Origin of the sequence: Psychrobacter raelei (assembly GCF_022631235.3) — a bacterium.
Classification (GTDB): domain Bacteria; phylum Pseudomonadota; class Gammaproteobacteria; order Pseudomonadales; family Moraxellaceae; genus Psychrobacter; species Psychrobacter raelei.
In genome coordinates this window covers 2,528,123-2,543,483 of the sequence record NZ_CP093310.2, presented here as the reverse complement: position 1 = coordinate 2,543,483, position 15,361 = coordinate 2,528,123, and the positions used below count along the sequence as shown (strand labels likewise).

Annotated in this window: 6 protein-coding genes; 5 read left to right on the top strand and 1 reads right to left on the bottom strand. The window is 44.1% G+C overall.

The genetic code is table 11. The annotated features are described in order from the left end of the window. Positions 1-184: 184 nt before the first annotated feature. Positions 185-2,146: an ATP-binding cassette domain-containing protein gene (locus tag MN210_RS10635; protein WP_110816950.1), complete on the bottom strand. Its 1,962-nt coding sequence runs from the start codon at positions 2,144-2,146 to the stop codon at positions 185-187. A gap of 167 nt (positions 2,147-2,313) precedes the next feature. Here MN210_RS10635 and MN210_RS10630 point away from each other — a divergent pair, with 167 nt between their 5' ends. From MN210_RS10630 to MN210_RS10610, 5 genes are all read left to right on the top strand, one after another. Then, the gene (locus MN210_RS10630; protein ID WP_011961163.1) at positions 2,314-2,565 is read left to right on the top strand and encodes a SlyX family protein; all 252 of its coding nucleotides are present in this window, start codon (positions 2,314-2,316) and stop codon (positions 2,563-2,565) included. Positions 2,566-2,942: 377 nt separating this feature from the next. Beyond that, positions 2,943-4,502, top strand: coding sequence for an outer membrane protein transport protein (locus MN210_RS10625; protein ID WP_110816949.1), 1,560 nt, complete (start codon positions 2,943-2,945; stop codon positions 4,500-4,502). Between the two features lie 295 nt (positions 4,503-4,797). Then, complete coding sequence (locus MN210_RS10620; protein WP_338412192.1) at positions 4,798-6,342, top strand: hypothetical protein; 1,545 nt, start codon at positions 4,798-4,800, stop codon at positions 6,340-6,342. 321 nt (positions 6,343-6,663) lie between these two features. Beyond that, positions 6,664-8,070, top strand: coding sequence for a transferrin-binding protein-like solute binding protein (locus MN210_RS10615; RefSeq protein WP_338412191.1), 1,407 nt, complete (start codon positions 6,664-6,666; stop codon positions 8,068-8,070). Positions 8,071-8,285: 215 nt separating this feature from the next. Then, the gene (locus MN210_RS10610; RefSeq protein WP_338412190.1) at positions 8,286-15,320 is read left to right on the top strand and encodes a transferrin-binding protein-like solute binding protein; all 7,035 of its coding nucleotides are present in this window, start codon (positions 8,286-8,288) and stop codon (positions 15,318-15,320) included. The last annotated feature ends 41 nt before the right edge of the window (positions 15,321-15,361 follow it).

Sequence of the window (15,361 nt, the reverse complement as noted above, 5' to 3'; positions counted from 1 at the left end):
AGATTGAGCCACAGAGGTCTCAGCAGGCGAGGCGTGCGCGCTTTGTTTGGGGTCAAACTGCTGCACAGAAGTAACAACAGGAATCTTATTAGACTCCTGTTTTTTTGGATTGGGAGTGGGGGTATTGGAATCAGTCATATTAACTCATTAAGGACTTGCTTTGCGGACAATGAGCTTGCGGCAGTTAGCTGTCTAGCTCATCCCAGCGCTCTAATTTGGCCATGAGCGCTTCATCGATCTCTGACAGTCTTTCACTGGCAGCAGTGGCAGCTTCTAAGTCCGTGGTAAACCACGAGCCGTCGGCCAATTTTTGTTGCAGCTGATTTTGCTCTTTTTCAAGCTCAGCAATTTGCTTGGGTAAGGCGTCAAGTTCACGCTGCTCATTATAGCTAAGCTTACGTTTGGGGGCTGTTGTCGCTTTGTCATCAGTATTATTAGATGTAGGCTGTGCCACTTTAACAGGTTTTTTTTCGGCCTCGACTTTAGCGCTCGGGTTTTTGCTGGCAAAGCTGTCTTCGCGCTGTTTTTGAACCAAGTAATCTTGATAGCCGCCGACGTATTCTTTAACGATGCCTTTGCCTGCTTCGTCCTTATCAAAGACCCAAGTAGAGGTCACCACGTTATCCATAAAAGCACGGTCATGGCTGATAAGAAGGATAGTGCCATTGAAGCTGGCAACCGATTCTTCTAATAACTCAAGGGTGGCCATATCCAAGTCGTTGGTCGGCTCATCAAGCACCAGAATGTTGGCAGGCTTTAACAGCTGCTTGGCCAGAAGCACGCGGTTACGCTCACCACCCGACAAGGCTTTTACGGGGGTACGTGCCCGCTCTGGTGCAAATAAGAAATCTTGTAAGTAGCTCATAATATGGGTTTTTTTGCCACCGACTTCAATGAAGTCTGAACCTTCAGAGACGTTTTGAGCCACACTGGCCTCAAGATCTAATTGATCACGCAACTGATCGAAAAAAGCAATCTGTAAATTGGTGCCCAAAGTTACGCTACCAGTTTGGATAACCTCATCATCAGACATATCTAAGATGGCTTTAATCAGGGTAGTTTTACCCGCGCCATTTGGTCCAATAATACCGATTTTGTCACCACGCACGATTGTGGTGGTAAAGTTATCGACCAATACATTACCATCATATTCAAGATGTAGGTCTTTCACTTTACACACAAGCTTCCCGCTCTTATCGCCGCTGGTCATGGTGATGTTGACATTGCCTACTTGTTCACGGCGTTGTTTGCGCTCTTCTCGCAACTGTTTTAGCTCACGTACACGGCCTTCATTACGGGTACGGCGTGCTTTAATGCCTTGGCGAATCCATACCTCTTCTTGAGCGAGTTTTTTATCGAAATTGGCATTGTTTTTCTCTTCGGCGATCAATTGCTGCTCTTTTAGCTCTTGATAGCGTGCGTAACCGCCAGCGCCTTGGGTCACGTCATAGCTGCTGAGCTTGCCGCGGTCTAACTCAATAATACGAGTCGCTAACTTATCAACAAAAGCCCTATCGTGGGTGACAAAAAGCAGGGTAAGACCTTGCCAGTCTTTTAAGAACTGTTCTAGCCATTCGATACTGGCCACATCTAAGTGGTTGGTTGGCTCATCAAGTAGCAAAATATCCGGCTTAGTCACCAAAGAGCGGGCAAGAAGTACACGGCGTTTACGGCCGCCTGATAAGGAGGATAAGTCATCTTCAGGATCTAGCCCCATAGTGGTAATGATTTGGCGTGCTTCACGCTCTAAATCCCAACCATGTGCCGCATCAATATCATGCTGCAAGTCTGACATAGCCTCACATGCTGTCATGTCCCCTGACGCGCAAGCATCGGCCTTTTGGTTATAAGCAATGAGCAGCTCTGCGGTTTTTTTGTCGCCGCCCATAACAATGTCTAAAATGCGCCCACTGGTTTCGGGCACGTCTTGCTCAAGCATTGCCACCTTGACGCTGCTGTTAATAACCACCTCACCACTGTCAGGAACAATGCGTCCATCGATGAGCTTAAATAAAGTAGACTTTCCCTCGCCATTACGGCCAATCAAACAGACGCGCTCACCCGCCTCAATGCTTAAGTCGATGCCATCAAGAATGGGCGCGACGCCGAAGGCTAAGTGGATGTTTTTTAAATTAATAAGTGCCATAACTGTATTATCACCGTGTGCTACATGCTAAAATTAAGCACAGTATATCATGCAGGCAACAAATCATAACCTGTCAATACTGCCGCTTGAGATTAATTGACTTCGCCCTTGTCTCTATACCCATTTGTTAACTTCTAAACAATTGATTCACAAAAAAAGCCATTACCATGTCAAAGCCTAATGTTGTTCAGACCGATCCCATTTATCAAAGCCTACAGCAGCAGATAGCTGACTTACAGTCTCACGTGGCTTATATGGAGTTGACCATAGATAGCTTAGATACAGTGGTGACTAAGCAAGATAAGCAGCTACAAGACATGCAGCGTCAGTTGCAATTGGTCTATGCACAGCTCAGCCGTCAGATCGATTCAGGCATTGCTCCCTTTGATGCTGCCTCTGAAGTTCCGCCCCACTATTAAACCCTCCTAAAAAATATTAAAGACTCACTGGTCATAATAAAGATAATGACCTTTTTGCATGGCTTTTATTGCACCGCTACGGCCTTGTCTTAAGCCTTATAAAACCGGTTTGTCTCAAAAAAATAACACCATAAACACCAAAAATTTATTTCCTTTAGGGTCTCCAAAAAATTGTTAAAACAATAAGTATAAATATATCAAAGTGTTGCAATTCATTTCTTAGTTAAGTAGTATTGCCGATAACTGATTGTTCGGTAGGTAATAAGTAACCCAACGATAGTCAGTGTCCATCCCTGTTTTATGACCTCATATTTAATGAGAAGCCTAATCATAAAGCTCAAGTGCCCATCCTATAAATGGAATTTTTGGAGAAATAAATGCGCTCATCCTTTACTATTAAACCCCTCGTTACTGCCATAGCGGCTTTCTCAGTTGCAAGCGTTGCTCAAGCAGCAGGCCTTGATCGTTCAGGTCAAGATACCACTGCGTTTTTCCAAGATGGCACCTATGCAGAAGCTGTTTATACTTACATCGATGCCGATGTGACCGGCCGTGATGCTGCAGGCAATAAAGTAAAAGATATTGCTGAGGATTATGACTTCTTCCGTTATGGTGTAAAAACAGATATAGATAATAAATTCAGTATTGGTGTGTTATATGACGAGCCTTGGGGCGCAGCTGCTGATTACCATGGTAATAATGACTTTGTGGGCTCACCAAGTCGAGTAGCAGATAGCCTTATCTCATCACGTTTAGGTAATGGTGCACCTGAAGCTGATAATATAGGCGTTAACAACGTTGAGCAGTTCAAAAACTTTGTAAATGCAACACCGGATAGATTGGCAGCAGGTCAACAGCAGCTAGCAACTTTGCAAGGCTTTGAGCAGCAACTTGACGCGGCCATTGCAAGTGGCGCGCCGATAGCAGCGATTGATCAACAAGTGGCACAGACAGCAGCACAATTAGGTCGACCAGATATAGATAGTTTTGCCGCTTTTCAGCAGCTGGTTACTGAAAGTGAGCAGGCGCTTGCAGAAGGACAAGCAAACTATCAACGCTTGAGAGGCTTAGAAGGGGTATTAGATACCGCTCTTGCGAACACAGAGGCGACAGAAGTTGAGGTGCGCTCTGAAAGCTTAACCGGTTTATTAGGCATGAAGTTCGGTCAAAATAACAATTACCAGATCTATGGTGGTCCGGTTGCCCAGCGCTTAAAAGCCAAAGTAAAATTACGTGGTAATGCTTATGAAACCGCAACGGGCTACGATTTAAATGTTAATCCAGATATTGACTATGGTTGGATCGCAGGTCTGCAATATAGTAAGCCTGAGATTGCATTAAAAGCATCTTTAACCTATCGCTCAGAGATTGATCATGAGGTGACAGCTAGTGAGTATTTACCTTTAGCGGCCTTGCGTGGCGTGCCACCAAATCAGGCTAATAAAATGGAAATCACCACTCCTGAGTCTGTGAACTTTGATTTCCAAACCGGTATTAACCCAACAACACTAGCAACAGCCAAAGTGCGCTGGGTGCCTTGGGGTGACTTCAAAATTACACCTCCTTTGTATAACGCCGCATCACAGTTTGATTATGGACCTAAGGGTTTAAATCTAGTGGATTATGATGATGACCAGTGGGTTGTTGAATTAGGCTTAGCAAAACGTCTACAACCCAATCTAGCCATTTCAGGAACTATTGGATGGGACAGCGGCTCTGGTGATCCTACCACTTCTTTAGGTCCTATTGAGGGCTACTATAGCGTAGGTGCTGGTGCTAAATATAATCTTGATGAAAACTGGGCCATTTCAGCCGGTGGTAAATACCTATGGTTTGGTGATGCCAAAGGTCAGATTCCAAATGGCAATATCGTAAGTGATTTTAAAGACAATGATGGCTTTATCTTGGGTGTAAAACTGTCTTATCAAGATAAATAATATTTATAGTAAAACGTCCTATTTCTAAGCAGCCAGCTTTGCTTAGATAAGCCATAAAAAAGCAGCCTTAGGCTGCTTTTTTATGTTTTTTGATAAATTACTAAAACAAGTGTTGCTATAAATACTTATTTTCACTATCCTTATTACAAGAATTACGTATTTTTACATATATTGAATATTTTTTATCAGTATGTTAATAATATATACACATTTGGCACAGGATTGCCTGCGACTCTCATCGCTATTTTATAAACAGATAGCATAGAGCCAATAACTTTCATGGAGAATTCCCAATATGTTACACAAATTCCCTATCTCTAAGCTGACGCTTGCTCTTTTAACATTACCCCTAGCTTCTTTAACACACGCTGCCGGCCTTGATCGCTCAGGGCAAGATGTTACCGCTTTTCTTCAAGACGGTACTTACGCTGAAGCGGTTTATACCTATGTAGATGCTGATGTTTCAGGTGTGGATAATTCAGGTAATAAAACTGGAGATATAGCGGAAGGCTATGACTTTTTTCGCTATGGTGTAAAGACCGATGTGAATGATAGATTCAGTGTGGGTGTGCTTTATGATGAGCCTTGGGGGGCATCGGCTAAATATAGAGGCGATAATAATTTTACTGGTGTAGCAAATATGACTGGGGCAGGGGCTATTCAGAAAATTGCTCAGCAGGCCATTGCTAATACAGAAAATAAAATTGAGACCGTTCAGGGCTTACAATCCAGCCAGAATCCACAAGGTTTGGATGCCGTAGTATATAATACTGCTCTAGCGGGTCTAAATAGTACCCTCGATAGTTATAAAGAATTAGCTGCGGCACCTTCTTTAGAGAAGTACAACGGCATCATAAATCAAACTAATGAGACACTAACTAACACAGAGGCCACATTAGGTGCTATAGGTCAATCCCTAAGTCCAGAAGTACTTGCTACTGCACAACAACTTCTACAATCTAATAAATCAGATGCTGCCACATCTGAAAATGCTAGAGATGCAGTTGCTAATCTATTAAGTATTGATGGAGCCACAAATGTAGAAGTTCGTTCTAATAATCTATCTGTAATTGGCGGGGCAAAATTTGGTGCTAATAATGAATTTCAGGTTTATGGTGGTCCTGTAGCGCAACGCCTTAAAGCTGATGTTAGATTAAAAGGCGATGCTTACAAGCAAGCTGCTGGTTATACTGCCCATATTTCTCCTGATATTGACTATGGTTATTTAATAGGGGTTTCTTATAGTAAGCCAGAAATTGCTCTGAAAGCGGCATTGACATATCGATCTGAAATCGAACACTCATTAACGGTCGCCGAAAGTTTCCCAGCATTGGCTATTGTAGGTCAAAATCCAGAAGCTTTTAGTAATTTTAAAGTAAAGACACCTGACTCTTTCAACTTTGATTTCCAGACAGGTATTAACCCCACCACATTAGCCACAGCTAAGATCCGTTATGTGCCATGGAGCGACTTCTCTATTGTGCCACCACTTTATAATAAAGCGTCCAATTTACCTTTAGTTAATTATAGTGACGATCAATGGCAAGTAGAATTAGGCTTAGGTAAACGGCTGGCTGATAACTTAGCTGTATCTGGTTCAGTCGGTTGGGACAGTGGCGCTGGTGACCCAACTTCTTCATTAGGCCCTATTGAGGGTTATTATAGTGTGGGGCTTGGTGCCAAATATGACTTAACCAAAAATTGGGCTGTATCGGCTGGTGGTAAGTATTTATGGTTTGGAGACGCAAAAGGATCATTACCAAGTCGTGAGGTTGTTTCAAACTTTAAAGATAATGATGGGTACATTGTAGGCGTTAAACTGTCTTATCAGGACAAATAACCACAAAACTTATTATCTTTTATAAAAAAAAGCAGCTCTGATGGGGCTGCTTTTTTATTTGCTTACAATTTATTATTTATTAAGTATCCGCTTAATAAAGGAACGCTATCCCTTAATGCACAAGCCTTAAGCCACAATAAAGCATGTTATTTAATTCAACTTATTTTAGTTGTACAGATTACCTATTCTAAAAATAATTGACTTGTGGTATTAAGTCTGTCTAATATAAAAGGTAGAAATAAACGAAGTTAGTATTTCATTTCGATTTATTTGAACCAAACGAAATAGTGGATTATACCTAATCTTCATGGAGGAAGATGAATGTCACCAATGAATTATTCTGTGCTGAACAGCACCACGGCAAAAAAACTACAAACACCGCTTAAAGCGAGTGTTTTTTTACTAACCACAGTTATTCTGGCTTCCTGTGGACTAGACAGTAGCTCAACCTCTTATTATACCTCTCCTTCTGAGGTTCCTAGTAGCCCAGGTACGCCAACGCCAACGCCAACGCCAACGCCAACGCCTACACCAACGCCAACGCCTACACCAACGCCAACGCCTACACCAACGCCAACGCCTACGCCAACGCCTACACCAACGCCAACGCCAACGCCTACACCAACGCCAACGCCAACGCCAACGCCAACGCCTACGCCTACGCCTACACCAACGCCAACGCCAACGCCTACACCAACGCCAACGCCAGAGCCAACGCCAGAGCCGACACCTGAGCCGACACCTGAGCCGACACCTGAGCCTACACCTGAGCCTACACCTGAGCCTACACCTGAGCCAACGCCAGAGCCGACACCAGTACCCGTTAACCCAGACGTTGCCCCTGATAGTGAAATGACAGGCTTCCAATCTAGTGCATTTAGTAGCCTTAAAGCTAACTCATCTACTTTCAAAAAATTTGAGGATGCTATTGGTTATGTAGCTATTCGTGATGACGCTTCAAGTTTCACTGAAACTGAGTTCGTTACAAGTGCTGATGGTGTAGAGTCAGAGGTACCTCTAGATAATCGTGAGGGTGATAACTTCACTGCCTTTGATAAAGGTGTTGTCCGTGGTGATATGGTACAGCCAGCCAGTGTTAAAGCGCCAATCGCAGTAAATCTACAAGCAGATAGTGGAACGGTTAAAGTTGATGCGGGATTAGGAAGTTTCTTGAATCCTGATTTTAACTATAAGGCTGTGTATCAAAACTTTGATTCGCAAATGCAAGTGGGGCATGTTTATGGCATTATTAATTCGAGCGTCGTTGGAGAAGTTTCTCGCGTTGCCAACGTTTATGTCCAAGGTCATTTAACGAATCAAGCAGACATCGACTACTTAAAGCAAGTTAACGATGGTAAAGCGTCATATACAGGTAATGCCACTTATATTGAGAACATTCACTTAGGTGATACCGGAGCATTTGAGCCAGTTAATGGGTCATCAAGCTTTAATGTCGACTTTGTCAATAACTTAGTGAAAGGTGAGCTTGCCTTTGACGGTGACTTTAAATATATGCCAGCAGGTAATAAGATTGACATTGAAGCGACCATTGACGGTAATACCTTTGCAGGAAAGGCAAATGGGATTGATACCGCAGGTGGTTTCTATGGTGAAGATGCTAAGTTCTTAGGTGGTATTTATCAAGACGCTTCAGTGGAGGGCGGTAAAGGTACGACTCCAGGTACTGGAACCAAATTCCAAGGTACTTTTGGCGCAACTAAACAGTAAGTAGTAAGTTTAGCCTACATTAACTATTTGAAACAAAAAAAAGTATCGTTAGATACTTTTTTTGTTTGTTTTTTTTAGGTCACTATTGTAATCTAACTAAAGTGCTTGTTTAAATTCAGTAAACATATGTACCTTATTATTAGCTACATTGTACTATATAAACAAGTGAGAATATCAATTATGGAAAACCTCATAATCTTCATGGAGGAAGACGAATGTCACCTATCAGTCATTCAATATCAAACAGCTCAGCTATTTCTACTGCAAAAAATCTATATACTTCAAAAAAGTTAAAAACACCTTTAAAAGCCAGTGTGGTTATTCTAACTACACTAATATTAGCTTCTTGTGGTTCTGATGGTAGTTCTACTTCCTATTATACAGCGCCTTCAGATATTCCTTCTAATCCTGGAACCGGTAATGGAAACGGTGGCGAAACCGGTAATGGAAACGGTGGCGAAACCGGTAATGGAAACGGTAGCGAAACCGGTAATGGAAACGGTGGCGAAACCGGTAATGGAAACGGTGGCGAAAACGGTAATGGAAACGGTGGCGAAACCGGTAATGGAACCGGTGGTGAAACCGGTAATGGAACCGGTGGTGAAACCGGTAATGGAACCGGCGGTGAAGCAACTGATGCAGAGCTGCAGCAGGCTTTAAAAGATTTAGATGATGCAAGAGCAGAAGCCCAAAAAGCTCAACAGGAAGCTGCTGCCGCAAAAGCAGAAGCTGAAAAGTTAAAACAGGAGTTAGAAGAGGCACAAAATGCTGGTGGCAGTGGTAATTCAGAACAATTAGAGGCCATCGCGGAAGCTAAAGCAGCAGCAGCTGAAGAGGCTGCTAAGGCAGCGGTGGCTAAAGAAAAAGCGGCTCAACAGGCTATTGCCGCAGCTGAAGCTAAACAAAAAGCTGCTCAGGATATTATAGATGCTGCACAAAATGCCAAAGATAATGCCCAGATTAAGAATGCCCCTGAATCAGCGAAGAGTGGTGTACAGACCTTAAACGTAGACGTTGTACCACTTGGTAAAGTCTTTAAAACAACCACACGCGACTTTGAAGCAGATAGCACTAGCGTTGTTGCCCGAGCTGATCTGGCTTCACAAGACCCAGCTACTCCTGATAAACCTGGACTATTAGGTCAAGTACCAGTGACCATTTCAGGTGATAATGATGCAGATATTGCTGGAACCAATGGCTTTAAGTCTCATGAAGACAGCGCCGTTGTTGGTGCGTTAGGTCAAGAGCTACCACTAACTTACACCTCAACGTATAAGGACTTTGGCGATGACATGCGCATTGGCCACATTGATGGTAAAGCGGTGTTTAGTGGTCTTGAATTGCCAGTAAATGGTGCAGCGGTTATTGGTAACGCGACCAAAGCTGAGAACATGCCAACCGAAGGTACAGTAGGTTATACCGGTGATGCGACCCATCGTAAGTTAGGTCTTAGTAACGCCATTGAATTTGGTTCATCTGTATTTACCGCAGACTTTGTGAAAAAAGCACTAGATGGCAAACTAAGCTTTGCCAAAGCGGGTGATATTAATCTTAAAGCGAACATCAGCGGCAATAAGTTTTCAGGTGGCGCAGCAGACAACGCAGGCTACGCAACCGAAGGTGGTTTCTACGGTGGTGACGCCCAGTACCTAGGTGGTGTGTATGAAGGTAATGGTGCTCAAGGTACTTATGGTGCGAAATCTGACAAGCAAACTGCAGCAGAACAAGCAGCCGTAGACGCACAAGCAGCAGCAGATGCAGCACAAAAAGCAATAGCAACAGAACAAGCAAAAGCGCAAGCAGCACAGGCAGCAGCAGAGAAAGCGAAAGCGGATGCAGCGAAAGCACAAGCAGCATTAGAGAAAGCTCAAGACGCCTTAGCAAATGCGGGTAGTGGTGAAGATCTACTAGCGGCAGCATTAGAACGTGCAGATGCAGCCGAAGCGGCACAAGCTGCAGCCGAAGAGTTAGCAACCAAAGCACAAGCAGCACAAAAGGCAGCTGAAGAAGCGAAAGCTGCTGCAGAAAGTGCACAAGCAGCGGCTCAAGCCGCAGCCGATAAAGCAGTGGGTGAGGCTAAAGCAAAAGCTGAACAGTTAGTTGCTGAAGCTAAAGCAGAAGCAGAAGCTGCTAACGAAGCAGCTAAGATCGCGAAAGCAGATGCTGATGCAGCCAATGTTGCCGCTGAAAAAGCGAAGACAGATGCAGGTGTTTTAGTTGCTGAAGCGAACAAACAGAAAGAAAAAGCAGAAGCAGAAGCCGTTAAAGCTAAAGCTGACGCCGATGCCGCCAACAATCTAGCAGCATCAGAGAAAGCCAAAGCGGAAGCTGCTCAGAAAGAAGCAGAGACGGCTAAATCAGAGTTAGCGCAAGCTCAAAAAGATCTAGAAGCAGCAGAGCAAGCCTTAGCTGATGCCCTAGCAAGTGGCGGCGGTAACACAGAAGCGCTCCAAGCAGAAGTGGATCGTAGACAAGCGGCTCTAGAAGCAGCCAATGAGTCAGCAGCCCAAGCACAACAAGCTTCAGCAGCAGCAATCGCAGCGGCACAGAAGCAAGTTGAAGATGCTCAAGCAGCACTACAAGCAGCAAACAATGCAGCAGCAGCGGCAGAGATTAAGAACGCCCCTGAATCAGCGAAGAGTGGTGTACAGACCTTAAACGTAGACGTTGTACCACTTGGTAAAGTCTTTAAAACAACCACACGCGACTTTGAAGCAGATAGCACTAGCGTTGTTGCCCGAGCTGATCTGGCTTCACAAGACCCAGCTACTCCTGATAAACCTGGACTATTAGGTCAAGTACCAGTGACCATTTCAGGTGATAATGATGCAGATATTGCTGGAACCAATGGCTTTAAGTCTCATGAAGACAGCGCCGTTGTTGGTGCGTTAGGTCAAGAGCTACCACTAACTTACACCTCAACGTATAAGGACTTTGGCGATGACATGCGCATTGGCCACATTGATGGTAAAGCGGTGTTTAGTGGTCTTGAATTGCCAGTAAATGGTGCAGCGGTTATTGGTAACGCGACCAAAGCTGAGAACATGCCAACCGAAGGTACAGTAGGTTATACCGGTGATGCGACCCATCGTAAGTTAGGTCTTAGTAACGCCATTGAATTTGGTTCATCTGTATTTACCGCAGACTTTGTGAAAAAAGCACTAGATGGCAAACTAAGCTTTGCCAAAGCGGGTGATATTAATCTTAAAGCGAACATCAGCGGCAATAAGTTTTCAGGTGGCGCAGCAGACAACGCAGGCTACGCAACCGAAGGTGGTTTCTACGGTGGTGACGCCCAGTACCTAGGTGGTGTGTATGAAGGTAATGGTGCTCAAGGTACTTATGGTGCGAAATCTGACAAGCAAACTGCAGCAGAACAAGCAGCCGTAGACGCACAAGCAGCAGCAGATGCAGCACAAAAAGCAATAGCAACAGAACAAGCAAAAGCGCAAGCAGCACAGGCAGCAGCAGAGAAAGCGAAAGCGGATGCAGCGAAAGCACAAGCAGCATTAGAGAAAGCTCAAGACGCCTTAGCAAATGCGGGTAGTGGTGAAGATCTACTAGCGGCAGCATTAGAACGTGCAGATGCAGCAGAGAAAGCACAAGAGGCTGCAGAAGCTGCAGAAGCGGCAGCTAAGACAGCAGCCGAGACTGCTAAAGCTGCAGAAAACGCGGCTAAAGAAGCTCTAGTAGCGGCTCAAGCAGCAGCAGACAAAGCTATTGGTGACGCGAAAGCTGAAGCTCAAAAGCAAGTAGACGCAGCCAAAGCGGCAGAAGCGGCTGCGAAGCAAGAAGCGGTTACCGCACAAGCAGCAGCAGACAAAGCTAAAGCAGACGCTGATAAAGCTAAAGCAGATGCTGACATTGCGGTTCAAGATGCTAAAGACCGTGCAGACAAAGCAGAAGCAGAAGCCGTTAAAGCACAGCAAGATGCTGTAAAAGCAAAACAAGATGCAGAGACTGCCCAACAACAGGCTAATGATGCCAAAACCGCAGCAGCAGAAGCTGAGCAAAAATTAAAAGCTGCTCAAGATAAAATTAAGCAGCTTCAAGACGAGCTGGAAAATAGCGGCCCAGGCGGAAACGTTAATATTGAGGAGCTTAAAGAGCAACTAAAAGCCGCTCAAGAAGATAAGGTAATACTAGAAAGCGAGTTACAAACTGCTAAAGATGCTGAAGACAATGCTAAAGCAGCTGCTGAGGCTCAAATAGCAGCGGCTAACCAAGCAGCAAAAGATGCCCAAGATGCATTAGCAGCGGCACAAATTAAGAATGCCCCTGAATCAGCGAAGAGTGGTGTACAGACCTTAAACGTAGACGTTGTACCACTTGGTAAAGTCTTTAAAACAACCACACGCGACTTTGAAGCAGATAGCACTAGCGTTGTTGCCCGAGCTGATCTGGCTTCACAAGACCCAGCTACTCCTGATAAACCTGGACTATTAGGTCAAGTACCAGTGACCATTTCAGGTGATAATGATGCAGATATTGCTGGAACCAATGGCTTTAAGTCTCATGAAGACAGCGCCGTTGTTGGTGCGTTAGGTCAAGAGCTACCACTAACTTACACCTCAACGTATAAGGACTTTGGCGATGACATGCGCATTGGCCACATTGATGGTAAAGCGGTGTTTAGTGGTCTTGAATTGCCAGTAAATGGTGCAGCGGTTATTGGTAACGCGACCAAAGCTGAGAACATGCCAACCGAAGGTACAGTAGGTTATACCGGTGATGCGACCCATCGTAAGTTAGGTCTTAGTAACGCCATTGAATTTGGTTCATCTGTATTTACCGCAGACTTTGTGAAAAAAGCACTAGATGGCAAACTAAGCTTTGCCAAAGCGGGTGATATTAATCTTAAAGCGAACATCAGCGGCAATAAGTTTTCAGGTGGCGCAGCAGACAACGCAGGCTACGCAACCGAAGGTGGTTTCTACGGTGGTGACGCCCAGTACCTAGGTGGTGTGTATGAAGGTAATGGTGCTCAAGGTACTTATGGTGCGAAATCTGACAAGCAAACTGCAGCAGAACAAGCAGCCGTAGACGCACAAGCAGCAGCAGCAGCAGCTCAAGCTCAAGCTGATAAAGCTAATACTGCAGCACAAGCAGCACAAAAAGCAGCTCAGGAAGCACAAGCGCAATTAGCTGATAAGCAAGCTGAGATTGAGCGCCTGCAAAGAAGAATTGACAATGCAGGGTCAGGTAATGGTGATGCATTGCAACAGTTGCAAGATGAGTTAGATGCAGCAATCGAAGCGGCTAATCAAGCTAAACAGCAAAAAGATGATGCACTTGAGCAATTAACTGCTGCGCAGACTAATATTACTGAACTTCAAGCTACAGTTGATGGCTTAAAAGGCGATAATACTCAACTTCAAGAAGACTTAGCGCAGGCTAAGAAAAATCTACAGGCACAAATAGACAGCTTAAAGGCTGATAATAAAGATCTTCAGGCCCAAGCTGATGCATTACAAGAAGAGCTTGATAAACTAAAACCAGATGCGCCTGAAAATAAAGACTATGCAGTAGATAGCAAAATTACAGGTGTTCAGAGTAATAAGATTTCTGGATATAAAGGAAAAGATGGTGCTCTGAAAGCTGACAGTCAAGGTAGCTATGAAACCTTAACGATAAAAGCACAAGATCTTGATACAGACTATGTCCGAGGCGAGTTTAAAGTTATTCTGAAGGATAACGAGAAAGATGAGGCTTATATCAGTGCTGACGGCAAAAAAGTCGAAGGATTTAAAGTCTATAGTAATGGAAAGGCCGAAGTTCCAGGTACTACAACTGGTAATGCAATTAATACTAGTAGAACACTTAAATATACTTCCGTATACAACAAGTTTGCTGACATGCAGATAGGTCATGTATATGGAAATATACCAAGTACAGCGCCTGCTCAAGATGGTAAGTTATCAACGGTTTATGCGCAAGGTAATGCAACTGCTGCTGAAGACATGAAGTACATGCAAGAGCTTGCTAAGCATAATTTACAGCAAGGCCTGCAGAATGGTGAGGGCGTAGATAGCGGTAAAGTTGGGTACGCAGGGGTTTCCACCTATCAGAAGAATGCCGATTACTCAGGGTTAGTAGTGGGTACATCAGAGTTTGATGTAGACTTTGTAAATCAGCAGTTAGACGGTACTCTAGCATTCAAAGGTACGGATATTGATAACAAGAAAATCAAAGCTGAAATCAACGGTAATAAGTTCTCAGGTAACTGGAATGGCCTAGATACCCAAGGTGGATTCTTTGGCCAAGATGCGGCTGAGTTAGGTGGTATCTATAAGGATGCTGGTGGTAAAGGTACTTATGGTGCTGAAAAAGGTAAAGAATTGCCAGGAACAACCGAAACTGACATAACAGGATTCCAGTCGACTGCCTTAAGTAGCGTTGCCAAAAATGTTGATATTGCGAATGTCGTGTTAGAGGATGCCATTGGATATGTGGAGATTCGTAACGATAAATCTAACTGGTCAGGAAACCAAGCTGATTTGGTTAATAAAGACGATTCATTAATACCTGTAGATACCAAAGATGGTAATAACTTCACTGGCTTTGATAAGTTATCAGTACGTGCTGATATGGTAAAACCTGAGTCAGTCCAAAAGCCATTGGAGGTGTCATTAGGTAAATCTGGTAGTACTGGTAGTGTCACAGTAGAGGCAGGTAAAGGATCACTAAACCCTAACTTTAACTATAAGTCGGTATACAAGGATTTTGATGCCCAGATGCAGGTCGGCCATGTTTATGGCGTGATTAATTCTGGTTTCGTAGGCGACTTATCTCGTGTAGCTAACGTATATGCTCAAGGTTATGCAACGACCGAAGAGGCAATGGCCGACCTTGCCAAGGTTAATGACGGTAAAGCCAATTATACAGGCAACGCCACCTACATTGAGAATATCCACTTAGGAAATGGTGCAGGTTTTGAACCAGTAAACGGTACTTCAAACTTCAATGTTGACTTTGTCAATAAATCTGTGAAAGGTGAGCTTGCCTTTGACGGTGACTTCAAATATATGCCAGAAGGTAATAAGATTGGTATTGAAGCGACCATCAACGGCAATACTTTTGCAGGAAACGTAAACGGTATCGATACTGCTGGTGGCTTCTACGGTGATGATGCACAGTTCCTAGGGGGTATTTATCAAGATGCTTCTGTAACAGGTGGTAAAGGTACTACTCCAGGCACAGGCACTAAGTTCCAAGGTACCTTTGGTGCTGAAAAGCAACCAGTAAAATAAAAGTTATAGTAAGGTGATTTAAAAAAAGCGTCCTAATAGGG